The sequence below is a fragment of the Caballeronia sp. GAWG2-1 genome (assembly GCF_023631405.1).
Taxonomy (GTDB): domain Bacteria; phylum Pseudomonadota; class Gammaproteobacteria; order Burkholderiales; family Burkholderiaceae; genus Caballeronia.
The window spans coordinates 133,374-158,863 of record NZ_JALQDD010000040.1 but is presented as its reverse complement, the minus strand read 5'-3'; the positions used below and the strand labels follow the sequence as shown (position 1 = coordinate 158,863).

Annotated in this window: 26 protein-coding genes; 14 read left to right on the top strand and 12 right to left on the bottom strand. The window is 62.0% G+C overall.

Features of this window, described 5'->3' with window-relative positions; all coding sequences use genetic code 11:
- Nucleotides 1-68: 68 nt before the first annotated feature.
- On the top strand, nt 69-416 hold the full coding sequence (locus NCR98_RS27710) for a ribbon-helix-helix domain-containing protein (protein WP_250468531.1): 348 nt from the start codon (nt 69-71) through the stop codon (nt 414-416).
- Between the two features lie 39 nt (nt 417-455).
- On the opposite strand, the gene NCR98_RS27705 is transcribed toward NCR98_RS27710, so the two are convergent.
- On the bottom strand, nt 456-656 hold the full coding sequence (locus NCR98_RS27705) for a hypothetical protein (RefSeq protein ID WP_244830052.1): 201 nt from the start codon (nt 654-656) through the stop codon (nt 456-458).
- Between the two features lie 352 nt (nt 657-1,008).
- Here NCR98_RS27705 and NCR98_RS27700 point away from each other — a divergent pair, with 352 nt between their 5' ends.
- From NCR98_RS27700 to NCR98_RS27680, 5 genes are all read left to right on the top strand, one after another.
- Nucleotides 1,009-1,626, top strand: a complete 618-nt coding sequence (locus NCR98_RS27700) for a CsgE family curli-type amyloid fiber assembly protein (protein WP_250527954.1) — start codon at nt 1,009-1,011, stop codon at nt 1,624-1,626.
- 33 nt (nt 1,627-1,659) lie between these two features.
- A complete protein-coding gene (locus NCR98_RS27695) occupies nt 1,660-2,100 on the top strand; it encodes a curli assembly protein CsgF (protein WP_250468527.1) in 441 nt (146 codons plus the stop codon).
- Nucleotides 2,101-2,114: 14 nt separating this feature from the next.
- Nucleotides 2,115-3,053, top strand: a complete 939-nt coding sequence (locus tag NCR98_RS27690; RefSeq protein WP_244830057.1) for a CsgG/HfaB family protein — start codon at nt 2,115-2,117, stop codon at nt 3,051-3,053.
- A 24-nt stretch (nt 3,054-3,077) separates the two neighbouring features.
- Nucleotides 3,078-3,608, top strand: coding sequence for a hypothetical protein (locus NCR98_RS27685; protein WP_250527953.1), 531 nt, complete (start codon nt 3,078-3,080; stop codon nt 3,606-3,608).
- Between the two features lie 166 nt (nt 3,609-3,774).
- Nucleotides 3,775-5,046: a hypothetical protein gene (locus NCR98_RS27680; RefSeq protein WP_250527952.1), complete on the top strand. Its 1,272-nt coding sequence runs from the start codon at nt 3,775-3,777 to the stop codon at nt 5,044-5,046.
- Nucleotides 5,047-5,122: 76 nt separating this feature from the next.
- Here the strand turns inward: NCR98_RS27680 and NCR98_RS27675 are convergent, their stop codons facing one another.
- Together NCR98_RS27675 and NCR98_RS27670 are read right to left on the bottom strand one after the other, a co-directional pair.
- A complete protein-coding gene (locus NCR98_RS27675; protein WP_250527951.1) occupies nt 5,123-7,180 on the bottom strand; it encodes a glycoside hydrolase family 28 protein in 2,058 nt (685 codons plus the stop codon).
- A gap of 268 nt (nt 7,181-7,448) precedes the next feature.
- Complete coding sequence (locus tag NCR98_RS27670; protein ID WP_244830063.1) at nt 7,449-8,084, bottom strand: TetR/AcrR family transcriptional regulator; 636 nt, start codon at nt 8,082-8,084, stop codon at nt 7,449-7,451.
- Nucleotides 8,085-8,235: 151 nt separating this feature from the next.
- Between NCR98_RS27670 and NCR98_RS27665 the strand changes: the two genes are divergently transcribed.
- Nucleotides 8,236-9,354, top strand: coding sequence for a porin (locus NCR98_RS27665; RefSeq protein WP_255784700.1), 1,119 nt, complete (start codon nt 8,236-8,238; stop codon nt 9,352-9,354).
- A gap of 1 nt (nt 9,355) precedes the next feature.
- Here the strand turns inward: NCR98_RS27665 and NCR98_RS27660 are convergent, their stop codons facing one another.
- Nucleotides 9,356-10,102, bottom strand: coding sequence for an SDR family oxidoreductase (locus tag NCR98_RS27660; RefSeq protein ID WP_250527950.1), 747 nt, complete (start codon nt 10,100-10,102; stop codon nt 9,356-9,358).
- Nucleotides 10,103-10,207: 105 nt separating this feature from the next.
- Here NCR98_RS27660 and pdxR point away from each other — a divergent pair, with 105 nt between their 5' ends.
- Entirely contained in the window at nt 10,208-11,656 is a 1,449-nt protein-coding gene (gene pdxR / locus NCR98_RS27655) for a MocR-like pyridoxine biosynthesis transcription factor PdxR (RefSeq protein WP_250527949.1), read from the top strand.
- Nucleotides 11,657-11,674: 18 nt separating this feature from the next.
- On the opposite strand, the gene NCR98_RS27650 is transcribed toward pdxR, so the two are convergent.
- The 6 genes from NCR98_RS27650 to NCR98_RS27625 form a co-directional block, all read right to left on the bottom strand.
- Nucleotides 11,675-12,292 (bottom strand): FMN-dependent NADH-azoreductase, encoded by a 618-nt coding sequence (locus NCR98_RS27650; protein WP_250527948.1) that lies wholly within the window; start codon nt 12,290-12,292, stop codon nt 11,675-11,677.
- Entirely contained in the window at nt 12,289-12,747 is a 459-nt protein-coding gene (locus NCR98_RS27645; RefSeq protein ID WP_250527947.1) for a GNAT family N-acetyltransferase, read from the bottom strand. Before NCR98_RS27645 ends, NCR98_RS27650 begins: the two co-directional genes overlap by 4 nt.
- A 92-nt stretch (nt 12,748-12,839) precedes the next feature.
- Nucleotides 12,840-13,691, bottom strand: a complete 852-nt coding sequence (locus NCR98_RS27640) for a sugar phosphate isomerase/epimerase family protein (RefSeq protein ID WP_250527946.1) — start codon at nt 13,689-13,691, stop codon at nt 12,840-12,842.
- Between the two features lie 4 nt (nt 13,692-13,695).
- Nucleotides 13,696-14,859: a dihydrodipicolinate synthase family protein gene (locus NCR98_RS27635; RefSeq protein ID WP_250527945.1), complete on the bottom strand. Its 1,164-nt coding sequence runs from the start codon at nt 14,857-14,859 to the stop codon at nt 13,696-13,698.
- 8 nt (nt 14,860-14,867) lie between these two features.
- Nucleotides 14,868-15,647, bottom strand: a complete 780-nt coding sequence (locus NCR98_RS27630; protein WP_250527944.1) for a 3-ketoacyl-ACP reductase — start codon at nt 15,645-15,647, stop codon at nt 14,868-14,870.
- Between the two features lie 127 nt (nt 15,648-15,774).
- Nucleotides 15,775-16,440 carry a TetR/AcrR family transcriptional regulator gene (locus tag NCR98_RS27625; protein WP_244830074.1) on the bottom strand — a complete coding sequence of 222 codons (666 nt, stop codon included), beginning with the start codon at nt 16,438-16,440 and terminating at the stop codon, nt 15,775-15,777.
- Nucleotides 16,441-16,636: 196 nt separating this feature from the next.
- Here NCR98_RS27625 and NCR98_RS27620 point away from each other — a divergent pair, with 196 nt between their 5' ends.
- From NCR98_RS27620 to NCR98_RS27600, 5 genes are all read left to right on the top strand, one after another.
- Complete coding sequence (locus NCR98_RS27620; RefSeq protein WP_250527943.1) at nt 16,637-18,157, top strand: acyl CoA:acetate/3-ketoacid CoA transferase; 1,521 nt, start codon at nt 16,637-16,639, stop codon at nt 18,155-18,157.
- Nucleotides 18,158-18,183: 26 nt separating this feature from the next.
- A complete protein-coding gene (locus tag NCR98_RS27615) occupies nt 18,184-18,954 on the top strand; it encodes an enoyl-CoA hydratase/isomerase family protein (protein WP_250527942.1) in 771 nt (256 codons plus the stop codon).
- Between the two features lie 71 nt (nt 18,955-19,025).
- Nucleotides 19,026-20,324: an MFS transporter gene (locus NCR98_RS27610; protein WP_250527941.1), complete on the top strand. Its 1,299-nt coding sequence runs from the start codon at nt 19,026-19,028 to the stop codon at nt 20,322-20,324.
- Nucleotides 20,325-20,372: 48 nt separating this feature from the next.
- Complete coding sequence (locus tag NCR98_RS27605) at nt 20,373-20,867, top strand: MOSC domain-containing protein (RefSeq protein WP_250527940.1); 495 nt, start codon at nt 20,373-20,375, stop codon at nt 20,865-20,867.
- 45 nt (nt 20,868-20,912) lie between these two features.
- Nucleotides 20,913-21,245 carry a DUF2322 family protein gene (locus NCR98_RS27600; protein ID WP_250527939.1) on the top strand — a complete coding sequence of 111 codons (333 nt, stop codon included), beginning with the start codon at nt 20,913-20,915 and terminating at the stop codon, nt 21,243-21,245.
- A 59-nt stretch (nt 21,246-21,304) separates the two neighbouring features.
- On the opposite strand, the gene NCR98_RS27595 is transcribed toward NCR98_RS27600, so the two are convergent.
- On the bottom strand, nt 21,305-22,657 hold the full coding sequence (locus NCR98_RS27595; RefSeq protein WP_250527938.1) for an MFS transporter: 1,353 nt from the start codon (nt 22,655-22,657) through the stop codon (nt 21,305-21,307).
- Between the two features lie 90 nt (nt 22,658-22,747).
- Entirely contained in the window at nt 22,748-23,665 is a 918-nt protein-coding gene (gene kdgD, locus NCR98_RS27590) for a 5-dehydro-4-deoxyglucarate dehydratase (protein ID WP_244830083.1), read from the bottom strand.
- Nucleotides 23,666-23,859: 194 nt separating this feature from the next.
- Between kdgD and garD the strand changes: the two genes are divergently transcribed.
- Nucleotides 23,860-25,452, top strand: coding sequence for a galactarate dehydratase (gene garD / locus NCR98_RS27585; protein ID WP_244830086.1), 1,593 nt, complete (start codon nt 23,860-23,862; stop codon nt 25,450-25,452).
- Nucleotides 25,453-25,490: the final 38 nt, after the last annotated feature.

The window sequence follows — 25,490 nt, the reverse complement described above, 5'->3', positions numbered from 1 at the left end:
GTCCGACTCGATTGCTGGACGAGTCGCCCGGGAGTAGGGTTGACCGGCAATCACGGGAGGGCTTTCTCATGTGCGGGGTCTATATCAACGCCGATCCGATTCTGTATGAATCGCGCACGCGCTCGCTGCGCATTCACGGAGTGATCACCACGGTCAGGCTGGAGAATCTGTTCTGGGATGTGCTGCAGGAAATCGCGGAGCGCGAAAATCTGACGACGAGTCAGTTCGCGGTGAAGCTCTACGACGAGTTGATCGCATTGCGTGGCGAGATGCCAACCAACTTCGCCTCGTTCTTGCGCGTGTGCTGCCTGCGGTATCTGTCGATTCGCGAAGCGAAGAAGGCGCCAGCCGAAAGCGAAGCGCGCGTGGGCAATGCGTTGAATGATTCGGGGTTGAGGGTGTTGAAGGCGCGGTAGCGGCTAGCGCCGCCGCCAGTCCAGACAGCGCTGAACCCTTCAATTACAAGTCCCATCGATATACTCGAACCCCGAAGCGATCGCAAACCTGATCGCTTCTTCCACGCAATCGAATTCCCCCGGCAGTTGCACCGAACGCTCGCGGCCGTCCACGTCCTGAATGCGCGCCATCGCGGCAAACGCATCTCCATGCCGGACTGCCGCCGGCGTGACCAACATATCTCTGTAGCTGAAAACCATCGTTATCTCTTGTCGCAATCAATTCTGTCAGCGGCGCTGCCTGTGGAAAACCCTAATTCGGCACGCTCTGCACCGATTAACGGCATCGGCAAACGTTTCTTTACAGTGATTTTCAACTGGCTTTGAGTGGCCTTTCCAACACGATTTCATTTCTTGCGACTTTCCTCAGTCGAATGTGGCGACGACAACATAAAAGCCGTCGCGTCTCGATCAGAATCGGTTCCGTCTTACGAATAAAAACAAACGCTTCAAGGCAGCACCATAGCGGCCAGAGGCTTACGGGGAAGTCATGCAGCGAGATAAAAACAATTCGCTCGAGAAGGGTTTTAAAACCCTCCGGCGAACGACCGCAGTGTGCATCACGTTTTGGGGAAGTATCACGGGCGCTCACGCGCAGGACGCGGAAGCGCCGGCCATCGCCACGCATGTGACGAGCTCGGCGCAAGCTCAGCCGCTCATTTCGCTGCCGAGCACGCCGACGCCCAGCCCGCTGAACCGCGGCACCGCGCTGCCCGCCGCCAATGGCGCGCCTCTCAGCTCGCGCGGCACGGTGAACGGTTCGTCATCGCTCGACAAGGGCGATACCCTCGCCGATACCCCGCGTGCCCGCGGCGCCGACGTCAACGGTCAGAAGCCGCTCGACGATGCGCTCGGCGGCGTCGTCACCACCGACACCGTGACGCTCGCCGGCCAGGACTTCTACAACTGGTTCGCGCAGGCATGGGGCGCGATTCCCCTCTCCGAGCGCTACATCGTCTCGGTGCACGAGCGGCCCTCGGCGCGCTACGGCAGCCTCGTGTGGGTCGAGTTCGGGCAACGCCGCGTGTTCCAGGCGTTCCTGCCGATCGCTCGCTCCAATGTGAAGCCGGTGGCGGAAAACGCGGCGCAGATCGCGTTTCAGAACGTCATGCAGGCCGACATATCGCGCCTCTTGTTCCGCGACGCCGACATGGCGACGGACGAACTCTAAAAAAAGCAACACGGCCAATTACGGGGATTCACGATGAAGATCACTGCGCCCGCAAAACGCGCGATGCTCGCCTGCGCGCTCTCGACGACGCTCGCCGCCGCACACGCCACCTCGCTCGTCTATGAACCGGTCAATCCGAACTTCGGCGGCAATCCGCTGAACGGCACGAACCTGCTCAACGAAGCGAACGCCCAGAACAAGTACAAGGACCCGTCGCTGTCGGATCTCGGCACGAGCAGCCAGTCCACGCTCGACCAGTTCAACACGCAACTTCAGCAGGCGATCCTGTCGCGCGTCGCATCGTCGATTTCGAGCTCGATCGTCGGCACCGACGGCACCTTGCATCCGGGCACGATCAATACGGGCAACTTCTCGATTGCGATCACGCAAGTCACGGGCGGCAATCTGCAAGTGACGACCACGGACAAGACCACGGGCGCATCGACGACCTTCGTCGTTGGCAACGGACAGTGAGCTCGAACATCGTCATGAATAAGAACAACTTCAAATTTTCCGCGATGCGCGCCGCGCTCGGCGCCGCCGTCATCGGCTCGATGCTGCTCACCGGTTGCGTCACCGCGCCGATGCCCTCGGCGGGAAACGCAACCCTCACGCCGCCGACGCGCGTGACCCGCGATCTCACGCATCTGCCACCGCCGAAGGGACGCATCGTCGCGGCCGTGTATGGCTTTCGCGATCTGACGGGCCAATACAAGCCGTCGCCGGATAGTTCGTTTTCCTCGCAAGTGACGCAAGGCGGCGCGTCGTTCCTCGTGAAAGCCATGCGCGATTCGGGCTGGTTCACGCCGGTCGAACGCGAGAATCTCCAGGACCTGCTCACCGAACGCAAGATCATGCGGGCGCTCGAAACGCCCGACGACAAGAACCGCGCGATTCCGCAGATCGGATCGCTGGCGCCGGCGAGCATCGTGCTGGAAGGCGGCATCGTCGGCTACGACTCGAACATTCGCACGGGCGGCGCGGGCGTCGCGTATCTGGGGATTTCGGCGTCGCAGCAGTATCGCGTGGATCAGGTGACGGTGAACCTGCGTGCCGTGGATATTCGCAACGGCACCATTCTCAACAGCGTCTCGACCACCAAAACTATCTATTCGATTCAGGTCGATACGGGCGTGTACCGCTTCATCGGCTTCAAGGATCTGTTGCAGGCCGAACTCGGCATGACGCGCAACGAGCCGCAACAGTTGTGCGTGAACGAAGCGATCGAATCGGCGCTCGTGCATCTGATCGTGCAAGGCGTGGCCAATCAGTCGTGGTCGCTCAAGGACACGAAGGACTGGTATGACCCGACCATGCAGCGCTACTTGCAGGAAAACCAGGGCTATGCCGCGACGATGGAGCAGATCAATCCCGCGTATAGCCCCGAGAAGATCGATCCGCCGAGCGCATCGGCGGCCAAGAGTTAAGGCACATTGATGGAGGAGACTGAAATGAAGTCAATGCGTTCCTTGACACGCGCCCCGAAAATCGCGCTGCTCGCGGCGTGCGGCGCGGTCGTGAGTGCATCGCTCGCGGTGTTCGCGGCGGACCTCTCGCCGATCTCGGACTTCGGTCCTTCGGAGCCGGGCTTCGGCGGGCAGACGGCGCGTGTCAATCAGGCGGGCGCGGGCAATCGCATCGTCGGCCTGCAGGCAGGACAGAACGTGCTGCTCGCCAATCAGGCGGGCGTGGCGAACGCCGCCGCGACGGCGCAGGCAGGCAACGACAACTGGACGGCGCTTTCGCAGTCGGGCAGCGGCAACCAGTACGCCGGTTATCAGGCCGGAACGAACAACCGCTCGGTCACGGTGCAGAGCGGCAGCGGTAATGCAGCAGCGGTCACGCAGATCGGTTCCTCGATGTCTTCGCAGGTGACGCAGTACGGCGCCGGCAACGAGGTTTCCATCCTGCAAAGCCGCAACGGCGCAGGCATGTCTGTGACGCAGACGGGCGGCGCGAGGGCTTCGGTCCTCATGAAGTAGGTGCCTGAACGCCATGGTCGAGTGCCAGGGTGAGAGGAGACCGCGGTAACGCAGTAAGGTGTGATGCAGGAGAGTAGGTGGAGTCGTGGCGGCTGACGGTAGGGGCCGTCAGCCCTTAGGGTGACTAATCGAAGTACTCAAAATATCAAATCAACGAGGCATAAAAATGAAAGTCAAGGCATCTATCATCGCTATGGGTCTGGCAGCACTGGCATCGACGGCAGCTTTCGCCGACAACTCGTCGGTAGGCGAAAAAGCCTTCGTGACGCAGATCGGCGCCGGCAACACGGCTACCGTGACGCAGACGGCATCGAGCAACGACACGGTCAATGTTCTGCAAAGCGCGAACAACGCGCAAGCTACTGTCACGTCGTCGAACGGCTCGAACAACGACACCGACATCAAGCAACTGAGCGGCGCGGCGAACTCGAAGCTCGGCGCGACGGTCACGCAAGACGGCGCACACAGCGAAACCACCCGCATCTCGCAGAACGGCACGAACTCGACGGCCAATGTAACGCAAACCAACGCGTCGCAAGACAAGGACACCGTCAACCAATACGGCGCCAACAGCAAGTCGACGATCTCACAAACGGGCGGCGGCTCGAACACCGTCACCATCAATCAAGGTTCGACGCTTGGCAAGATCGACGGCGGCGAAGCCACCGTGACGCAGTCGGCCACGATCGGCAACACGGTGAAGATTTCGCAAGACCGTGACCACGGCAAGGCCGTGGTGCAAACCACGGGCGGCGGCTACAACGACACGACCGTGACGCAAACGGGCGGCGTGACCGACACGTCGGTTCAGCAAAACAACGAATACGCCGACACGGTCAAGATCACGCAGAACGGCGCGGAAATCGCCAACGTCTCGTCGACCAACGGTGGCAACAACCACACGACCATCGACCAGAGCGGCGCCAGCCTGCCGAACCTCGCAAGCGTGCATCAGATCAACGCGCAAAACGAGACGACCAACATCGTTCAGTCGGGCGCCGCGTTCAACACCGCTTACGTCGATCAACTGTACGCTTCGAACGACCACGCGACCGTCGTCCAGACCGGCAGCAACAACACGGCTTCGGTTGCACAGCGCTTCGGCGGCGGCAACACGGCAAGCTCGCTGCAACTCGGCTCGTCGAACAAGGCCGATCTGACGCAGGACAGCGCGGGTGAATCGAACATCGTGTCATCGCAAATCGGCGATCTGAACACGGCGAAGGCTTCGCAGTCGGGCTCGTATGAAGACTTGCTGCTGACGCAAGCGGGCTTCGGCAACGTCGCGACCTCGTCGCAAACGGGCGCCAACAACGTCGGCGTGATCACGCAGATTGGCCTGGGCAACAACGCATCGGTGACGCAAGCTGGCTACGGCAACACGGCTGTCGTGACGCAAACGGGCACGGGCAACAAGGCGACCATCGCACAGAAGTAAGCATCGCGGTTCTTGCAGTACCTTGCGGGCGGCTCATGCGGGAGCCGCCCGTTTTTTATTTGCGTGTCTTATTGCGTTACGCGCCTTGCCCCGGGAAAGGCACGAAGGCGGCGCTGCAATCGACCGGGCCTGACGTGCCCGTGTTGGTCGAACGCGTGACCGTCACGCTGCCGGCGGTCTGAAAGGGCAGATTCGTTCCATCCGCGCCAATGGCGATAAGCGCATCCGACACGGCGAAGCCAGCCGGCGCCATATCCGCGATAACGTTGTTGAGCGAAATCACGAGCGGATTCACGACCGGCGGATTCGGCACACCCGCCGTGCCGCCGGACCATCCGGAGCCTTGCATGATGGGACTTGCCGAATTGAAGCCCTGAAACGTATAGCTCGATGCATTCACGATACGCACGCCATCGAGCGCGATGCCCTGCATGTTCGGATAAAGGCCGCCATTCTTCGTCGCGCTGTAATACGGCGAGAAGATGAGTGCCTGCGGGTTGCCGTCCGGCGACGACGAAGGCGTGCGGATGCAAATGTTCGAATAGCGGATGTTCGAGATCAGTCCGCTGCGGCTCCAGTCCGACTTGATGCGCAGGCCGTTGTCCGCGCCGTCGATCGCGAGATCGTAGACATTGACGTTGCTCACGCTCGGCAAGACGCCGTTGACCGCGACGACATCCGGATTGGCCGCGCCGTTGTCGGTGCCAGCGGTTTCGCTGCCGATCGACATGCCGTGGCCTTCGTAGAAGTGACTATGCGCAACGGTGAGGTTATAGGTCCGGCCGTTGACCGTGCCCGTGCCGCCCTTGATCGCCATGTTGTCGTCGCCGGTGCGGATGAACGAATAGGCGATCAGGATGTTGCTCGCGTCCCCCGCGAGCCTGCCGGGATTGCCCGCATTGCTCGTGATGACGCCCGAACTGCCGGGATCGATGCCGTCGGTGTTCTTCGCGGTGGCGGGGCTATACGGCATGCCGAGATAGTTCGTCATGGCTTCATAGGCGGCCGTCGGCGTGTAGATCTTGACGGCCCATGCCGTGAAGCCGTCGATGCCGCTCGGCACCACATGGAACTTCGGCGCATTCTGCAACGTCACGCGGTACAACGTGAAATTGCGCCCGTTGCTGATCTGGACGAGGCGCGGATTGTTCTGCGCCTGATTCAGCACCTTGTTGGCCTTCCAGCCGATGTCCCACCAGCTCATGGTGGTGCCGTCGGGGCGTTTGAGCAGATTCGGGTCGTTCGGCACGCTGCTCACGAGGGGACTGCCGCCGCGCCCGTCGATGACACCGTCGCCCATCACCGCGACATTGGCGACCTTGCTCGCGTTGATGAGCGCGAGACAGCCGTTGTCGCTCGCGGTGATGACGCCGCAACTCGCCGTCCCCTTGGTCTTGTCGTACTGACGTGGGTCGCGCGACGCGAAGAGCGTGACGCCCTGATCGATCCACAAGGTGATGCCGGTCGGCATGGTCAGCGCGCCTGCGAGAAACGCGTTCGCGCCGCCCGATCCGGCCATCAGATGCACGGCCTTGTTGGTCGCGAGACTCGTGCTCGACTTGTTCGCGCAGTCGTTGAGCGCGGCCTGAATGCGCGCGGTGTCGGGCGCAGTGTCGGTGGCGTCGGCGCTATCGGGCAGGAGGCCGTTTGGCAGCGCGGAGAGCGTGGCGGGCAGTTCCTTGCAGACTTGCGCGGCGGTGGGCAACGACGGTTCGGGCGGCAATGCGGCGTCGTAGAGCGTCGTGCCGACCTTGAAGCCTGCGGGCGGCGTGACGACGGCCGAGTCACTGGCGGGCGCGGCATCGGACGCGGTTTGCGCAGGCGTGGCGTCGGAGGCGGTTGGCGCCGGTGTAGCGGTCGATGCAGGAATAGCTGCCGATGCAGGCGCAGCGGACGAACCCGCTGAAGCCGCTGAAGCCGCTGAAGCCGCTGAAGCCGCTGAAGCCGCTGAAGCCGCCGAAGCAGCCGGTGCTTCGCCGTTATTCTCGACCGCCGCGTTTGTCGGCGTGGACGAAGAGCCGCCGCAAGCGCCGAGCGCGAAAGCCGTCGTAACCGATAAAAGCCACGCGGCCGCGATCCGCGACGGACTGCTCTTGGTTTCTCTCTTTGAACTGCTGTGGATGCAATTTCTCATGCTTGGGTCAAAGCCTCGTTGTTTGAATACGTCATCCGAGGGAGAACGCTGCCTGATGTCATCCGATAAGGCGGCGCAATCTTCTCATGTGGTCGTACAACTTCGAGGAGAATCTTAGCGATCCGAATCAAGAGAGATACTTGGGTTTGTCCCTTAAGCCATTTATAAGAAAAACATAAGAATCGCCGGCGAACTTGTCTTCGAAATCGCCGGTTGAATCGGTTTCAACGTAAGCGCGTCCTGGCTGGCGGGTACGGAGAAGACCCCGTCAACTGCTAGAAGGCATTAAAAACCGGTCGACGATATCCACGATCTGCGCGCGCTTGGCCACGAGAAACGCTTCGGCTTTCATGTCGATATCGAACAGCGTGCCGAAGGTGTGCTGATTCGCGATGCAGAAAAAAGCCAGGCTGCTGATGGTCATGTGCACGTCCTTCGCGCTGACATCGCGGCGAAATACGCCTTGCTCGCGGCCGCGTTCGAGGATGGCGTCGAGCAGGCGAATGATGCCCTGATTGCTCTCGCGCACTACGCCCGATTTCGCGAGGAATGCGCCGCCTTCTATGTTCTCGCTTGCCACGAGCCGCACGAAGCTCGGATGGCTCACGTAATAATCGAACGTGAAGGCGCAGATTTGCGCGAGCGCTTCGCGTGGCGGCATGTTGGCGTCGCCGAGCGCTTCTTCCTCGCGACGGATGCGCTGATACGCCGCTTCGAGCGTCGCGATATACAGTTTCTCTTTTGAATCGAAGTAATAAAAGACGAGCCGCTTGGTGAGTCCGACGCTTTGCGCGACGTCTTCCACGCGCGTGGAGGCGAAACCGTTTTGAGCGAACGCTTCGGCGGCGGCTTCGAGCAAGGCCGCTTTCGTGCGTTCGGCGTCGCGTTGTTTAGGCTTGATCATGCGGCGAGGCTTCGAGTCGGTGAGAGACGCGATTGTATGCTTAACATGTTCCGTCGCCGTCATTCGTGAAGACTTCGCGAGTTGGTGCTATGTTGCTGCCGGAGATACTTCCGTCAATAAGATTGCGCCAGTCAAAGGAGTGCAACACATCATGAGACATCGTTTGATCAAAGCGGCAAGTATCCTGTTTTTATCGACAGGTTTTGCGTCGGGCGCGTATGCGCAATCCACGGTCACCATGTATGGCCGTCTCGATGGCGGCATCGAATATCTGAACCACGTGGCGAACGGTCAAGGCGGCACGTCCTCGCGCTGGAGCGCCGAAGGCGGCGACTGGGGCACGAGCATGTTCGGGCTGAAAGGTATCGAAAATCTGGGCGGCGGCACGTCGGCCATCTTCACGCTCGAAACCGCCTTGCAGATCATGAACGGCACAACGGGCGGCGGACGCATGTGGTCGCGGCGCGCTTATGTGGGGCTGACTTCGAAAGAGTGGGGGCAATTGCAGGCCGGCCGTAATCTTTTCATCGATAGCGACGGCGTCTGGGAATTCGATCCCTTCGTGCAGCAGGCGGTGTCGTCGGCATCGCTCGTGAGAGGACGCAACTGGCAGCAAAGCAGCAATAACGTCGAATATCACAGCCCGGTGTTTCATGGCCTCGACGTGCAGGGGCAGTATGCGTTCGGCAATCAGCCGGGCGCGTTCAACAAGGGCGCGACGGGCGAGTTCGGCCGCTCGGACGGCATCATGCTTACCTATCATTCGTCGATGCTCGACGTGCGCGGCATCTACGACGAACTGCGCAGCGTGGATGGCCGGCTCGACAACATCTTCCAGGCGTCGCGCGAATACTTTGTCGGTGCAAACGTGAAGGTCGACAAGTTCAAGCTGCAGGCCGCGTACACGCACTACGCCGCGCCGGATTCGCCCGCAGGCGTGGCGGATAGCGCCGATCACTACTGGCTCGGCGCGACTTACCAATGGACGCCGCAATGGGCCGTGACGGCCGCGGGCTTTTACATTCACGTGGGCGACGGCACGGGCGATACGGCGCACGATCCAGCCAGTCACGCGACGCTCTATGCGCTCGGCACGACCTACAACTTCACCAAGCGCACGTTCGTCTATGGCACGGTAGCCTACGTGCGCAACAGCGCGAACGGCACGTTTTCGGTGTTCGCCACGCCGCGCGACACGACGCCCAGCACGAGCCCGCTCGCGGGAGAATCGCAAACGGGTGCGTATGTCGGCCTGATGCACATCTTCTGATTCAGGCTTCGCGGCGCAACCAGTCTGCAAGACGCGTGCGACCCAGACGCGCATCGGCGAGCGGCACGAGCGAATTTTCTTCGAGCGTGCCGCCGAAGTACGTGGCGTTTGTATCGACGACGACATTGCGCGTGTCATTCACCGCCTGCAAATAGCGCGATATCAATTCGTTCATGGGCGCGCGCTCCGGTCCGGCTATATCGAGCACGCCATTCAGCGGCGCGGTCAGCGCGATATCCGCGACGATGGCGGCCACGTCGTCCGCTGCAATCGGCTGAAATCGATGCGGCGAGAGACGCGTTTGGTCATCGCTCGTACAGACATCGGCGATGCCTTGCAGAAACTCGAAGAACTGCGTCGCGCGTACGATGGTGTAAGGCAAACCCGATTCGCGAATCAGCTTTTCCTGCTCGTCCTTTGCGCGAAAATAGCCGTTGTCCGGCATGCGATCCGTGCCGACAATCGACAACGCCACATGATGTTTCACGCCCGTGGCGTGCCCGGCTTCGATCAGGTTCATGGTCGACGTGCGGAAGAACGCCATCACGTCATCGGGCGCCCAAGAAGGCGCGTTCGTTACGTCGATGACCGTATGCGCGCCCGTCAACGCTTCCTTCAAGCCTTCGCCCGTGACGGCATTCACACCGCTGCGCGACGATGCGGCCAGTACATCGTGACCCTGTGCGCGCAGAATGGCGACTGCCTTCGCACCGATGAGTCCCGTTCCGCCAATAACGACAATCTTCATGTCCAGCCTCTTCAAGTGGATGAATGGTTGAAGCCATTGTGCAAGAATGATGGCTCACCCAAAAGGGACAAGATTCGCAAGATTGACTAGGCCATAGGATGCGTCATGGCGTGGAACATGGAAATCGACCGGCGCGAGGAATTGCCGATCTATCTGCAGATTTGCGAGCGATTCAAGTCGGCTATCGCGGCGGGGCATTTGCGGCCCGGCGACCGCGTGCCCGCCTTGCGCGGCCTGGCGACGCAGCTCAACACCGCGCGCGGCACGGTGGAGTTGGCCTACGGCATCCTCGTCAACGAAGGCTATCTGCACATGCGCGGCGCGGCGGGTACGTTCGTATCGTCGTCGTTGCCTCCGTCGGCGACCGCCGCGCGATCGCGCAAGAGCCGTGACCGCGCGCTTGCGCCCGCGCAGCCTCCGCGTGCGGATGACATCGGCAACGACGCGAAGCCGCTACGCCCCGGCCTGCCCGCGCTCGATGCCTTTCCGCGCAAGGTCTGGAGCAGGCTCGTGGCGTATCGCGCGAGAAGCGGCGATGTCGCCGCGCTCACCTATCCGGAACCAGCGGGCTATGGACCGTTGCGCGAGCACATTGCAACGTATGTCGGCTTGTCGCGCGGTGTGGAATGCTCGCCGGAACAGGTGTTCGTGACCAACGGCTATCGCGCGACGCTCGAACTCATCTTGCGCGGCCTCGCTCGACCGGGCGACAGCGCGTGGTTCGAGGAACCGGGCTATCTGCTCGCGCGTAACTTTCTCATCGAAGCGGGACTGCGGCTCGTGCCGGTCCGGGTCGATGACGAAGGTCTCGATGTCGAACGCGGCGTGGCGCTCGCGCCGGATGCGCGCTTTGCGTTCGTCACGCCGTCGCATCAGAGTCCGCTTGGCGTCACGCTTTCGCTCGCGCGGCGCATGAAGCTGCTCGACTGGGCGAATCGCGCGGGAAGCTGGATCGTGGAAGATGATTACGACAGCGAGTTTCGCTACGTCGGGCGTCCGTTGCCGGCGTTGAAGAGCCTCGACCGGGATGATCGCGTGATTTATTGCGGCACCTTCAGCAAGGTGCTGTTTCCCGGCTTGCGGCTTTCGTATGTGGTGGTGCCCGAGCGGGCCGTCGCGCGCTTCGGGCAATTGACGAGGAGCACCAACGCGGGCTCGCCGTATCTATTGCAGGCGGCCGTGGCGGACTTTATCGCGCAAGGGCATTTCGCGCGGCATCTCAAGCGCATGCGTGCGTTGTACGACGAGCGTCGCACCTTGCTTGCCGATGCGCTCGTGCAGGCGTTCGGGGCGAGGCTGAGCGTGGAGTTGCCCGCTGGCGGCATGCATCTGGTGGCCATCTTCAATGCGGGCCGCGACGGTCCCGTGGATGATCTCGCTGTCGCCGCGCGCGCCCGCGAGGCAGGGTTCGCGGTGATCGGTTTATCAGCGTGGTATCTGGGCAAACGCACGAAGCGCACGTTGAGTGGCCTCGTGCTCGGCTTTGCCAATGTCGGCACCGCAGCGGAAGCGTCGCGTCTTGCGCGCATGCTGAGGCGCGCGTTCGATGGCTAAAGCGCGATTAAAGCGCGATTAGAGCGCGACGGAATCGCTCGAAGCGAAGAGCGCATGATGCGCGAGCCTGGCGCGTGCAACACGCAATGCGTCCTCCACTGCGGCGTCTGCCATGACGAGCCCCTGCAGCAATAAAAACTGCACGCTGTGAATGCCGATGGAACCCAGCGCATATCGCAGATACGGCGTCAGAAAGTCCGGCTGACGCGCGCGTTCCCCTGTATGAAAACCGCCGGACCCGACGATCACGAACGTGGGCCGGTCGCGCATCAAGCCGATCTTGCCTTCGGGCGTGGCCGCGAACGTGCGATGAATGCGCAACACATAGTCGATCCATAGTTTCAACGCGGCGGGAACGGTGAAGTTATGCATCGGCGTGTTGATGATTAGCGCATCGGTCGCTTCTATCTCGCCGACCAGCGTTTCGGAGAGATCGAACGCGCTGGCATCGGGCGTGCGCGAGGTAACGTTGCCGGCATAATCGCGTGTGATGGGCGCAAGCGGATGCGCCGTCAGATCGCGTTCGATCACTTCGACGATATTGGCGCTGCGCAGACGCTCGATCATCTCCATGGCGAGTCGATGGCCGTGGCTGTTCTCGCCATGCGGGCTGGCGTTGAGCAGAAGAAGTCTCATCGCGTCTGCTCCGTCGTGTCGTTCAGCGTCTCGACGAAATGCATGCCTCGCGCGAGCAAGCCATTGCGGTAGTAGAAGCGCTGCGCGAGCGCCATATGCAGGCCTGTGTCGAGCACGAAGCGGGCGCAATCGTATTCGCGCGCGATGTTGCGCACGGCATCGAGCAGGCTTGCGCCGATGCCGCTACGTTGCAACTCGTTCGTGACGACGAGATCGTCCACGTAGACGAAGCGTCCATAGATCAGATTCATCTGCGTGCGATAACCCGCGAGTCCGAGGACCGTGTCCGCGTCGGACGCGGCGATCAAACGGTAGCCTTGTTCATGCTGTGCTCGCAGTTGCGTGCAGAAAGCCGTGGCATCCGTCAGATGCGGACGCAGTTGTTTCATTACCGAGAAAGCGCGCGTCCAGTCGGCGGGCGTATCGAGATGGCGTATGACGATCCTTGGGTTCATGCGTGTTTCTCCTTGAGGCATGAACCGTACGATACATTCTCGATGACCCAGCGACGAGAGCCAAGAAAGCGCAAACCAACTAGGCCAAGATTTCAGCACACACTCGGCAGACGCTGCGCGCAAATGTCGAGCACATCGGCGGGATCGCGGCGCCACCAGTTGTCCTTCGAAAAAATCTCCACTTCGATCAAACCGTCATAGCCCGCCCGTTCGACCGCGGCCCGCAGCGCCGCGAGTTCGATCACGCCGTCGCCCATCATGCCGCGATCGAGCAACATGTCGCGCGTGTCGCGCAGCCAGTCGCATACGTGAAACGCACGAATCCTCTTGTCGCTTCCCGCCGCGCCTATCGATTCGACGAGCGCCGGGTCCCACCAGCAATGGTAGGCATCGACAGCGATGCCGAGAAAGCCATCCGCATGAGGATCGATGTCCGTGCATATCGCCAGCGCTTGCGCGATCGTGTTGATGGCCGAACGTTCTGCCGCGTACATGGGATGCAGCGGTTCGAGCGCGAGCGGCACGCCGCAGTCACGCGCGGTTTCATGCAATAAGCCGATGCCTTCCGCTATCTGCTCGCGCGCGCCGCGCAGGTCGCGACTGTCATCGGGCAGCGCGCCCACGACCATGACAAAGGCGCGTGCGTCGAGAATCGCTGCATCGCGCAGAGCCGCGCGGTTCGCTGCAATGTTCGCGTCGAACCCAGCACGCGTCGTCGCCGGAATGTAAGTCGAGCGGCAATAGCCCGTCACCGTGAGTCCGTGCGTGCGAATCTGCCGTGCAATCTGCTTGACATCTGCTTGTTCCACCTCATGCCGCCACGGCGCAATGCCGCCGAATCCCGCACGCGCGATACGGTCGATGGTCACGTCGAGCGGCTCGCGATGGCCAAGCGTCGCCGTGTTGATCGAGCATAGATCGAGTCTTCCTTGCAGGCTGCGCATGATGTCAGGCGCCGCAACCGAGGGCCGATAAAACCGCGCGCGCTCGCACAGTCGCTTGCTCGGGATCGCGCAGTAGGCCGGCGCGATCGGCAAGACGCAATACATCCGCGAGATACACGGGCGGCCGCATGCCGTGATGCCCGCCGAGCATGAAGAAGTGATCCTGAAAGCCGTTCAGATACGCGAGAAACACGACGCCCGTCTTGTAATACTGCGTCGGCGCACGAAAAACATGGCGCGATAGCGGCACGGTCGGCGCGAGCAACGCGTGATAACGCGCGTGATCGTTGACGGCGAGCGCGGCGAGCGCCTGCGATGCGGCGGGCGCAATGGCATCGAAAATGCCGAGCAGCGCATGCGAATGCCCGACCTCGTCGCCTTCTATCAGACCAGGATAGTTGAAGTCGTCGCCGGTGTACATCTTCACGTCATGCGGAAGGCGGCGCCGAAACGCGATCTCCTTCGCGTCGTCGAGCAGCGAAATCTTGATGCCGTCGATCTTCGCCGCGTTCTCGCCGATGATGTCAAGACACGTTCGCGCCGCGCTCTCGTAGTCTGGCGCGCCCCAGTAGCCCGCAAGTTCCCGGTCGAACATGTCGCCGAGCCAGTGCAGGATGACGGGCTCGTTGCACATCGACAGGACTTCACGATAGACGCGCCGGTAATCGTCGCCATTTCGCGCCACCCGTGCGAGCGCGCGGCTTGCCATCAGGATGACGCGGCCGCCTGCGTGCTGGATGGCTTCGAGTTGTTCGGCGTAGGCGCGGATCACGTCGTCGCAAGAGCCGACTGTATGCGGCGCGACGTGGTCGGTGCCGCAGCCCGAAGCGATCGAAGCGCCGGGCATGTCACGCGTATCCGCTATCGTGCGCGTGATCAGCTCGAGCGCGCTCTTCCACGGCAGGCCCATGCCGCGCTGCGCGGTGTCCATCGCTTCGGCGATACCGAGCCCTTGCCCGATCAGATAGCGCCGATACTCGAGCGTGCGCGCCCAGTCGATCGCAACGGGTTCGTGAAGCTCGCCGCTCTTGCGTGGATCGGCGACGACATGCGCCGCCGAGTACGCGATGCGATTGAACGGCGCATCGGGTTGGCGCGGCACGAGCGGCGTGCCAATCAGACGATAGGTTTCCAGTGTGCCGCGTTCGGTCGGAAGCGTGATCTGCATGCGTATGCTCAGTATTTGTGAACGAGAAGACCGCCGTCGATGCGAATCGGCTGGCCGATGCTGTAGGGCAAGCCGCCCGTGGCGAGCGTGCGCACGGCGGAAGCCACTTCTTGCGGCGTGCCCCAGCGCTTGATCGCGGTGAGACCGTGTTCCATTTGCACGTCATAGCGCGCTTTCGAGGGCGCCGTCATCTCGGTTTCGATGAAACCCGGCTGCACTTCGTAGACGCCCACGCCGAAGTCCGCGAGCCGTAGCGAGAAGAGCGTCGTTGCCATGGAGAGACCGGCCTTGGACACGCAATACTCGCCGCGCTGCACGGAGGCCGCGACGGCATTCGACGAAGTGATGGTGATGATCGAAGGTGGATAGTTCGCCCCAGGCGCAGCGGTAGTGCGTGCGATGCGCCGCCCGAACGCCTGCATCAGAAAGAACGTGCCGCGCGTGTTCACCTGGAGGCACCGGTCGTAACTTTCCGGCGATACATCGAGCAAATCGCCGCGCGACATCACCGAGACGCCCGCATTGTTGACGAGACACGTCACCGGTCCCAGACGTTCTTCGATTGCGCCGAACAGGCTGTCGTGTTGCGCGATGTCGGCGAGATCGGAGAGTTGCACCGCGCATCGTGCGCCGCGTGTGGTGACGGCGTCGCGGGCATCGTCGAGTTCGGCGGATGCGGCGATATCCGTGATGGCGATATCGAAACCGGCGCTTGCGAGTTCCAGCGCGATCGCGCGGCCAATGCCGCGACGCGCGCCGGTGACGAGCGCAACGGGACGTTCGTTCATTGCCCTTTCCCTCCATGATTTTTAAGTAACGATACGGTTCGTTATTTATAAAATCAAGCACTATCGAGCCGAAGAGGGTTTTTACCTAGCAGGAGAGCGGCGGCAGAGAAAGGCCGCCGAAATGCGGTCAGCGCGGACGCAGCAGGCTGAGCACGGTATCGATATTGAATTCGAGGCGTTCGCGCAGCGCCTCTTTCGAGACGAAATCGAAGCCGAAGATCACTTCGCCGGTGAAGCGATTGGTCAGGTAGTAGTAGCCGATGGCCGCGAGCGTCAGATGCAACTGGCGCGCGTCGATGCCGCTGCGGAAGTCGCCGGCCGCGACGCCACGGTCGAGAATCGACTGCAGCATGTCGATGAAACCGCCGTGCAGTTCGCGAAAACGCAGCGACTTCTTCACATGCCGCGCGCGATGCAGATTCTCGCTATTCACGAGCGCCATGAACTCGGGATGCTTGAGGTAATACTCCCAGGTGAACGTCATGAGCGCGCGGATGGCCTCGGCGGGCGGCAAGTGGCCGAGTTCCAGCTTGCGCTCCGCGTCGCGAATATCGGACCACGCGTCTTCCAGCACCGCCTGAAAGAGTTCGTCCTTGCCCTTGAAGTATTCGTAGATCATGCGCTTGTTGACGCCCGCCTTCTCGGCGATCGAATCGATGCGCGCGCCACCCAGCCCGACTTTCGCGAATTCCGCCTTGGCCGCGGCCAGGATCTTCGTCTGCGTCTGGATTGGATCGCGCGTGCGTTTGGTTTTCTTCGGCGCGTCCGGCGCTTCGGCGGTCGTTATCGGCATTGCCCCGTCTCATTCGTGTTCGAAGCCTGAACGTTAGCCGACGCCGCCGGCACTGGCAATGCGCGCACTGTCGTCGTGATCATCGTAAACCCCACTTTGTTCATCGAGCGCTTGAAGCCGATTCAAGCGTGTGCCAACATCTTCTTTAAGTAACGAACCAGTTCGTTTTTAGTGAATTAGAGCGAGGTAATTCAAATTGGATAAATGGACCCACGCCGAGGCCGTCGCGAACGCGATCCCCGACGGCGCGACGATTGCAATCACCGGTTCCGGCGGCGGCTTGCTGGAACCGGACGCCGTGCTCGCCGCCATCGAAACGCGTTTTCTGACGACGGGGCATCCATGTGACTTGACGGTGGTTCACGCGCTCGGCGTCGGCGACGGGCGCGGCAGCGGTCTGGGCCGTTTTGCGCACGAAGGCATGGTCAGGCGCGTGATCGGCGGACATTGGGTCTGGTCGCCGGCCATGCAGCAACTCGCCGAGAGCGGCCGTATCGAGGCGTACAGCTTTCCGGGGGGCGTGATTGCCACGCTGTTTCGCGAGATCGGGGCGAAGCGTCCTGGCGTGCTGACGCGCGTCGGCTTGCGCACGTTCGTCGATCCGCGCTTCGGCGGCGGCAAGCTCAACGATCAAACGCATGAGGATCTCGTCGAACTCGTGACGCTGGGCGGCGAAGAGTATTTGCGCTACAAGCCGTTTCGCATCGACTGGGCCATCGTCATGGCGTCTTCCGCCGATGATAGCGGCAACCTCACCACGCGCCACGAACCCGCCGACCTCGATATCTACGCGGTCGCGCTCGCCGCGCACAACAGCGGCGGCACGGTCGTCGCGCAGGTGAAGACGCGTTCGCAAGACTACGTGCCCGCGCGGCTCGTGCGCGTTCCCGGCGTGATGGTCGACCGGATCGTCGAGACGCCCGCGCAACGTCAATGTGCGATCAGCGACTACGACGCGGCGTTGAGCGGCGAAGCGCTCTTGGAAGCGCACTCTTCGAACGATGAGGCGGCTTATCCCGAAGGCATGCGCCTGATCGTCGCCGAACGCGCGGCACGGGAACTTGGCGTGGACCAGTCGGTGAACTTCGGCTTCGGCTTTCCGGGCGCGATTCCCGCCGTGCTCGCAAGACAGGGGCGCGCCAACGACTACTGGGGATCGGTGGAGCAGGGCGTGCATCGCGGCGTAATGCTCGACGGCGCCATGTTCGGCACGGCGCGAAATGCCGATGCCATCCTCCCGAGCGTCGATCAATTCGACTTTTATAGCGGCGGCGGTATCGACGTGACCTTCCTCGGCATGGGCGAGTTCGACGAAGAAGGCAACGTCAACGTGTCGAAGCTCGGCAGCACGGTGGTCGGCCCGGGCGGATTCATGGACATTGCACAGGGCGCGAAGAAGATCGTCTTCTGCGGCGCATTCGAGGCGAAAGGTCTGGAAGTGAAGCAGCACGCCGACAGCCTCGAAATAGTCACGCCCGGTTCGGTGCCCAAGGCCGTGAAGCGCGTGCGCCATGTCACGTTCAGCGGCGTGCAGGCGCGTCTCGAAGGCAAGGAAGTCCTCTACGTGACCGAGCGCGCCGTGTTCCGGCTCGATGCGCTCGGCGTGCGGCTCATCGAAGTGGCGAAGGGTATTGACGTGCGCCGCGACGTGCTCGCGCGCATGGTGTTCGAGCCGCTCGTCGACGAGCATTTGCTCGAAGTGGAGTCGGCCGCATGACAACGAATCGGAACGAGGAGACAGGCATGCAATCGGAATCCGGCATTCGCTTCGCCGTCGAGGGCGGCATCGCGGTCATCACGCTCGAACGCGTGGCCCGTCATAACGCGCTGACGCTTCACATGCTCGACGATATCGCGCGCGCCGTGAAAGAAGTCGAGCGCAACGATGACGTGCGCGTCTTGCGCTTCGAAACCGCGAGTCCGCGCTTCTTTTCGAGCGGCGCGGATATCAACGAGTGGGGCGACATCGATCCTCAGAAGATGGGCACGCGCTTCATACGCGAGGGAAATCGCGTGTTTCGTGGCATCGCGGAACTGGATACTCCGACCATCGCGGTGCTCTCGGCCAGTGCGCTTGGCGGCGGACTGGAACTCGCGCTTGCATGCGATCTGCGCTATGCGAGCGTCGATGCGAAGCTCGGTTTTCCCGAGGCCTCCGTCGGCGCGATTCCCGGCTGGATGGGCTGCGCGCGTCTCGCGGAACTCGTGGGCGCGGTACGCACGCGTGAACTGATTCTGCTCGGCGAACCTATCGATGCCGCGCGCGCGGTGGCATGGGGAATCGTCAACGAAGCCTTGCCCGCGGATACCTTGCGCGTACGTGTCGATGCCGTGAGCGCGTTGCTCGTCGGCCGGTCGCGGACCTCGCTGTCGGTTGGAAAGCGGCTGCTTCGACTAGTCGAAACAGGCCAGGCAGAAATCGCGCACGAACTGGCGGCTTCGGTATGCAAGGCATCGCCGGATGCGCTCGAAGGAGTGGCGGCTTTTCGCGAGAAACGCAACGCGAGATTTTGATGCCTCTCGGCGCAGTCATCGTGGGCCAGATAATTACTTAGTAAACCGTATGAAGTGGAGAGAGACAAGACATGGACCGTTCCAGTTACCGCTGGCGCATCTGCGCGCTGCTGTTTTTTGCGACCACCATCAACTATTTGGACCGGCAAGTGCTCGGTCTGCTCAAACCCGCGCTCGCGGTGCAGTTCAGTTGGACGGAGACGCAATATAGCTACATCGTCGTCATTTTCACCGCTTGCTATGCAGTGGGCATGCTGCTGTCGGGAAAGCTCGTCGATCGCGTCGGCGTGAAAATTGGCTATGGCGTGTGCGTGTTGTTGTGGAGCATCGCGGCGTGCGGACACGCGCTCGTGCGCAGCACCTTCGGCTTCGGCGTGATGCGAGCCTTGCTCGGCTTGTCGGAATCGGGCAGCTTTCCATGCGCGGTAAAGAGCGTATCCGAATGGTTCCCGCGCAAGGAACAGGCGTTCGCGGTCGGCATCCTGACTTCGGGCACGAGCATCGGCGCGGTGGTGGCGCCGGCGACCGTGCCTTGGCTCGCGGCCGTGTACGGATGGGAAGCGGCTTTCTTCGTCACCGGCCTGACCGGTTTCGTGTGGCTCGGCTTCTGGTACTTCATGTATCAGGCGCCTTTGAAACACAAGAAGGTGTCGCGGGAAGAACTTCGCCTGATCGACGATGGCGCTTCCACCAACGCCGCGCCGCAACCGCGCATCAGCTGGTTCGCGCTCTTGAAGTTGCGGCCGACATGGGCGTTCTTCGTCGGTAAATTGCTGACGGATCCCATCTGGTGGTTCATGCTGTTCTGGCTGCCGTCGTACTTCAATTCGCGCTTCAATCTCGACTTGAAGAACCTCGGGCTGCCGCTCGTGATCGTGTATGTCGCGACGTCCATCGGCAGCGTGGGTGGCGGGTGGATATCGTCGAAACTGATTGCGCGCGGCTGGAGCGTTTCGAAGGCGCGTGGCACGACCATGTTCGGCCTCGCGCTGCTCGTCACGCCAATTGCATTCGCGCCGTGGATCGACAACATGTGGGCGATGGTCGCTTTGCTCAGTCTCGCGGCGGCGGCGCACCAGGGCTGGTCGGCGAATCTTTTCACTACCGCGTCCGACATGTTTCCGAAGCAACTGGTCGGCTCCGTGGTCGGCATTGGCGGATTGGCGGGTGCCTTGGGTGCGACGCTCTTTCCGCTTTTCGTCGGCGCGGTGCTCGACCACTTCAAGTTGCTCGGCAACATCGGCGCGGGTTACAACGTCATCTTCGTGATCTGCGGCAGCGCTTATCTCATTGCGTGGCTCTTGATGCGCGTGATTCGCGCGTCCAGGACGGTGACCGATGTCGACGGCCTGCAGGCCGACGCGAGTTAAAGGCAAACGATAGAATCGTACGTATCGCCGTGCGCTTCTATTGTCCTCATGCCGCTCAATCCTGCTTCGCCGCTCGCCCGTCTCATGCTCGCGCCCGTGCTGCCCGGCGGAATAGTATGGATAGGCTTGCGCACGGCGCGGCGCGCGCCCATGCAACAGGTCGAGAGTACGACGGCGCTGACAGGTGGCGGCCTTGACGGCGACCACTACAGCCGCAAGCAGGGCAACCGGCAAGTGACGCTGATACAGCTCGAAAGCATGCGTGCCATAGCGAGCCATCTTGGCCGCGACGAAGTCTCGCCATTCGATCTGCGACGCAATATCGTCACGTCGGGCATCAATCTGCATGCGCTGAAGGACCGTCGGTTTCGTATCGGCGATGCGGTGCTCGAAGCGAGCGGCGAATGTCATCCCTGTTCGCGGATGGAAGAGACTTTCGGCGTCGGCGGCTATAACGCCGTGCGCGGCTTCGGCGGAATCACGGCACGCGTGATCGAAGGCGGAGAGATCGCGCTTGTCGATGTGATCGTGCCTTTGACGTAAGATAGCGCGCTTCCGAACGTCCATTATCGAACAGGAGCGTCAAGCGTGATCGAGCCGAAGAGCGTATTCAAGGACAACCTGGCGCAATTGCCGGGCATCGATGGTATCGGGCGTATCGATCTGATCGATAGCCGAGGCGCGGTGGTGTCGAGCATCGAAAACAAGCCGGGCAAGCAGGGCTCGCTCGCGGTGTATCGCTATCTCAAGCAGGCCTTCGGCACGCTCGATGTCGAGGCCGCCGAGTATGGCCTCGCTCTTTTCGCCGAACATACGACCGATGCGCGCAGCCGTCCGGGCGCGCATCCGAATGTGGATCGGCTGGTCGAGATTGCAAATGGCGGCGAACCGTTGCGTATCGAAGTGATCGCCGCGGAATGAGAAGAAGCGGCCACGAAGGCCGCTTTCATCGACTTAAGCCGACACATCGAGCTGACACATCAAACCGGCCTTAACTCCACCCGCTTGATGTCCTTGACGATCACGAGATAGGCAAACACCGTGATCAGCGCATTGACGCCGACGAACGCCAGCGCGCCGTTGAACGAGCCGGTCCGCGCGAGGATATAGCCGATCACGATCGGCGTGACGATGCCCGCCGCATTGCCGAACATATTGAAGATCGAACCCGACAAGCCGATGGCTTCCTTCGGCGCCGTATCCGCGACCACCGCCCAGCCCAACGCACCTATGCCCTTGCCGAAGAACGCGAGCGACATCAACGCCACGACGAGCCAGTCCGCATCCACGTAGTTGCAGCCGATGATGCACGACGACAGCAACATGCCGGCGACGATCGGCAGCTTGCGCGCGAACGTGACCGAACGCCCGTGGCGGATCAGCGAGTCGGACAGCACGCCGCCCAGCACGCCGCCGAGAAAGCCGCAGATTGCAGGCAGCGAGGCGATCAGGCCCGCTTGCAGAATCGTCATGTGACGCGCCTGCACGAGATAGATGGGAAACCACGTCAGGAAGAAGTACGTCAGCACGTTGATGCAGAACTGCGCGAGATACACGCCGAGCAGCATGCGGTTCGTGAGCAACTGGCGCACGGCGCTCCAGCCCAAAGCGTTGCCACCGTTGCCGCCGACGCGCCCACGCCGATGCCCGCGCACGAGGCCGCCGCCTTCCTCGATGTAATCGAGTTCCTGCTTGTTGATGCCCGGATGATCGGCGGGATTCTTCATGACAGCGAGCCATGTCAGCGCAAGCAGCAAGCCGGCGATACCCATGACGATATACACGTGATGCCAGCCGAAAGCGTGCGTGAGCCAGGCCATCAACGGCGTGAACACGACAGCGGCGAAATACTGCGCCGCATTGAAAATGGCCGATGCCGTGCCGCGTTCGCTGGTCGGAAACCAGCTTGCGACCACTTTGGCGTTGGCGGGGAAGGCGGGCGCTTCGGCCGCGCCCATCATGAAGCGCAGCACGAACAACGCGGTCACGGCGGTGGCGGCGCTGCCGAGCAGGCCGATCGAGCTTTGCAGCAGCGTAAACAGCGACCACAGAAAGATACTTGCCGCATACACGCGCCGCGCGCCGAAGCGGTCGAGCAGCCAGCCTGCGGGAAGCTGCGAGAGCACATACGCCCAACTGAAGGCCGAGAAGATATACCCCATGCGGATGGCGTCGAAACCGAACTCGGCGCGCATTGCGGAGCCGGTGACCGACAAGGTCGCGCGATCCGCATAGTTGAAGGTCGTGATCACGAAGATCAGCAACAGAATCACGTAACGCACTTTCGTGCGCTTCATGGCGTCGGCCGGAGCAGCAGCGCGGCTCATCGACATGGCAAACACCTTTTGGTTACGGAAAAAAAAACGCGCGGCGCTCGTTGATGACGGCGCCGCGCGTTTTTGTGTCTCCTGCCTGTCGTACTCTTACTGTGCGCCGAGCTTCTTGATCAGCACGTCGAGCTGGGCGACTTCTTCCTCGGTCAGGTCGGTGAGCGGTGCGCGCACCGGGCCCGCGTCGTGACCGACCAGCTTCGCGCCCGCCTTGACGATGCTCACCGCATAGCCCGCACGGCGATTGCGGATGGCAAGGTACGGCAGGAAGAAGTCGTCGATCAGCTTGCCGACGGTTTCGTGGTCGTCCGCCGCGATGGCGCGATAGAAGTCCATCGCGGTCTTCGGAATGAAGTTGAACACGGCCGACGAATACACCGGCACGCCGAGCGCCTTGTAGGCGGCGGCGTAGACTTCCGCGGTCGGCAGGCCGCCGAGGTACGAGAAGCGGTCGCCCAGACGGCGGCGGATGGTGACCATGGGCTCGATCTCGCCCACGCCGTCCTTGAAGCCGATCAGGTTCGGGCAGCGGTCGGCCAGACGTTCGAGCATGTCGGCGTTGAGCTTGGAGTTGGCGCGGTTATAGATGATGACGCCCATCTTCGGCACGGCCTTGCAGACTTCTTCGGCGTGAGCCGCGATACCTTCTTGCGACGCTTCGGTCAGATAATGCGGCATCAGCAAAATGCCCTGCGCGCCGTTCTTCTCGGCTTCCTGCGCAAACGCGATGGCCGTGCGCGTCGGGCCGCCCGCGCCGGCGAGAATGGGCACCTTGCCACGGCACACTTCGGTGGCCGTCTTCACGATCTGCGAATATTCGGGTTGCGTCAGCGAAAAGAACTCACCCGTGCCGCCCGCCACGAACAGCGCCGATGCGCCGTAGGGCGCGAGCCATTCGAGGCGTTCGGCGTAAGTATCCGCGCGGAAATTGCCTTGGCTGTCGAAGTCGGTCACGGGAAAAGAAAGCAGGCCTTCGGAAACGATTTGCTTGAGTTCTTGCGGTGTCGTCATGGTGTTATCTCGGTGGGCAGCGTCCGGCGGTTGCAGCGCTTATAGGTCATCGTACAACATGGGGTGACGTCGTACAACCAAAAGTGAACGAATTCGCCGCTATTCGGGGTAAACACCGACCAAAAGACAGCGGCTATGTTGTAGGATGACATAACTCTAGCCGGCAGAAGTTTTCGCGCCAAGGATCATCAAGAATGAATCAGTCCCCGCTCTATATTCGCGTGCACCCGGACGATAACGTCGCGATCGTCGTCAACGACGGCGGTCTGGGCGAAGGCGCCACGTTCGCCGACGGCCTCGTGCTGCGCGAGCGCGTGCCGCAAGGCCACAAGGTCGCGCTGGCCGATCTGCAGGAAGGCGACGCGGTCATCCGCTATAACGTCGTGATCGGCTATGCGAACAAGCCGCTGCCAAAGGGAAGCTGGATCAACGAGCACGTGCTGCGCATGCCCACGCCGCCCGAGTTGCACGATCTGCCGATCGCGACCATCAAGGCGCCGGACAACTCGCCGCTCGAAGGCTTCACGTTCGAGGGATATCGCAATGCGGACGGCTCGGTCGGCTCGCGCAACATCCTCGCCATCACGACGACCGTGCAATGCGTGGCCGACGTCGTGCAGCACGCGGTGACGCGCATCAAGACGGAACTGCTGCCGCAATACCCCAATGTCGACGACGTCGTGAGCCTCGGCCATACGTACGGCTGCGGCGTCGCCATCGACGCGCCCGACGCCATGGTGCCTATCCGCACGGTGCGCAATATCGCGCTGAATCCGAACTTCGGCGGCGAAGTGATGATGGTGAGTCTCGGCTGCGAGAAGCTGCAGCCCGAGCGCCTGATGCCGCCTGGCACCATTCCTATCGCGGCGGCATCGGTGGAAGTGGACGACGTTGCCGATATCGGCGATCTCACGGCGGACGAGAACGGCGGCGCGGTCGTGCTGCAGGACGAATCGCATGTCGGCTTCGAGTCGATGATCGATTCCATCATGCGCATGGCCGACTCGCACCTGAAACGCCTCAACAATCGTCGCCGCGAGACGTGTCCGGCGGCGGACCTCGTGATCGGCGTGCAGTGCGGCGGCAGCGACGCCTTCTCCGGTCTGACGGCGAATCCGGCCGTCGGTTTCGCGACCGACCTGCTGGTGCGTGCAGGCGCGACCGTCATGTTCTCGGAAGTCACCGAAGTGCGCGATGGCGTCGCCCAGTTGACGGCGCGCGCCGCGAACGGCGAAGTGGCGGCGGCAATCATCCGCGAGATGCAGTGGTACGACGATTATCTGAAGCGCGGCGGCGCGGATCGCAGCGCGAACACCACGCCGGGCAACAAGAAGGGCGGGCTATCGAATATCGTCGAGAAGGCGATGGGGTCCATCGTCAAGTCGGGTAGCTCGACCATTTCGGGCGTGCTTTCGCCGGGCGAAAAGGTCAAGCAGAAGGGCTTGATCTACGCGGCGACGCCCGCGAGCGACTTCATCTGCGGCACGCTGCAACTGGCTGCGGGTATCAACCTGCATGTGTTCACCACCGGACGCGGCACGCCGTACAGCCTGGCCGAAGTACCGGTCATCAAGGTCGCGACGCGTTCGGATCTGGCGCGGCGCTGGCACGATCTGATGGATATCAACGCGGGCACCATCGCGACGGGCGAAGCGACGATTGCGGACGTGGGCTGGGAGTTGTTCCGTCTCATGCTCGATGTCGCGAGCGGAAAGAAGCAGACGCGCGCCGAGAAACTGAAGCTGCATAACGCGCTGGTTCTGTTCAATCCGGCGCCGGTGACCTGATTTTTTATCGCTGTTCGCTGGAACGATGCGCCCCGTCA

Coding starts and splice junctions, on each gene's coding strand:
- NCR98_RS27710 (WP_250468531.1), top strand. CDS start 69: ATGTGCGGGGTCTATATCAACGCCGATCCGATTCTGTATGAATCGCGC.
- NCR98_RS27705 (WP_244830052.1), bottom strand. CDS start 656: ATGGTTTTCAGCTACAGAGATATGTTGGTCACGCCGGCGGCAGTCCGG.
- NCR98_RS27695 (WP_250468527.1), top strand. CDS start 1,660: ATGAAGATCACTGCGCCCGCAAAACGCGCGATGCTCGCCTGCGCGCTC.
- NCR98_RS27690 (WP_244830057.1), top strand. CDS start 2,115: ATGAATAAGAACAACTTCAAATTTTCCGCGATGCGCGCCGCGCTCGGC.
- NCR98_RS27685 (WP_250527953.1), top strand. CDS start 3,078: ATGAAGTCAATGCGTTCCTTGACACGCGCCCCGAAAATCGCGCTGCTC.
- NCR98_RS27680 (WP_250527952.1), top strand. CDS start 3,775: ATGAAAGTCAAGGCATCTATCATCGCTATGGGTCTGGCAGCACTGGCA.
- NCR98_RS27675 (WP_250527951.1), bottom strand. CDS start 7,180: ATGAGAAATTGCATCCACAGCAGTTCAAAGAGAGAAACCAAGAGCAGT.
- NCR98_RS27670 (WP_244830063.1), bottom strand. CDS start 8,084: ATGATCAAGCCTAAACAACGCGACGCCGAACGCACGAAAGCGGCCTTG.
- NCR98_RS27665 (WP_255784700.1), top strand. CDS start 8,236: ATGAGACATCGTTTGATCAAAGCGGCAAGTATCCTGTTTTTATCGACA.
- NCR98_RS27660 (WP_250527950.1), bottom strand. CDS start 10,102: ATGAAGATTGTCGTTATTGGCGGAACGGGACTCATCGGTGCGAAGGCA.
- pdxR (WP_250527949.1), top strand. CDS start 10,208: ATGGCGTGGAACATGGAAATCGACCGGCGCGAGGAATTGCCGATCTAT.
- NCR98_RS27650 (WP_250527948.1), bottom strand. CDS start 12,292: ATGAGACTTCTTCTGCTCAACGCCAGCCCGCATGGCGAGAACAGCCAC.
- NCR98_RS27645 (WP_250527947.1), bottom strand. CDS start 12,747: ATGAACCCAAGGATCGTCATACGCCATCTCGATACGCCCGCCGACTGG.
- NCR98_RS27640 (WP_250527946.1), bottom strand. CDS start 13,691: ATGCGCAGCCTGCAAGGAAGACTCGATCTATGCTCGATCAACACGGCG.
- NCR98_RS27635 (WP_250527945.1), bottom strand. CDS start 14,859: ATGCAGATCACGCTTCCGACCGAACGCGGCACACTGGAAACCTATCGT.
- NCR98_RS27630 (WP_250527944.1), bottom strand. CDS start 15,647: ATGAACGAACGTCCCGTTGCGCTCGTCACCGGCGCGCGTCGCGGCATT.
- NCR98_RS27625 (WP_244830074.1), bottom strand. CDS start 16,440: ATGCCGATAACGACCGCCGAAGCGCCGGACGCGCCGAAGAAAACCAAA.
- NCR98_RS27615 (WP_250527942.1), top strand. CDS start 18,184: ATGCAATCGGAATCCGGCATTCGCTTCGCCGTCGAGGGCGGCATCGCG.
- NCR98_RS27610 (WP_250527941.1), top strand. CDS start 19,026: ATGGACCGTTCCAGTTACCGCTGGCGCATCTGCGCGCTGCTGTTTTTT.
- NCR98_RS27605 (WP_250527940.1), top strand. CDS start 20,373: ATGCCGCTCAATCCTGCTTCGCCGCTCGCCCGTCTCATGCTCGCGCCC.
- NCR98_RS27595 (WP_250527938.1), bottom strand. CDS start 22,657: ATGTCGATGAGCCGCGCTGCTGCTCCGGCCGACGCCATGAAGCGCACG.
- kdgD (WP_244830083.1), bottom strand. CDS start 23,665: ATGACGACACCGCAAGAACTCAAGCAAATCGTTTCCGAAGGCCTGCTT.
- garD (WP_244830086.1), top strand. CDS start 23,860: ATGAATCAGTCCCCGCTCTATATTCGCGTGCACCCGGACGATAACGTC.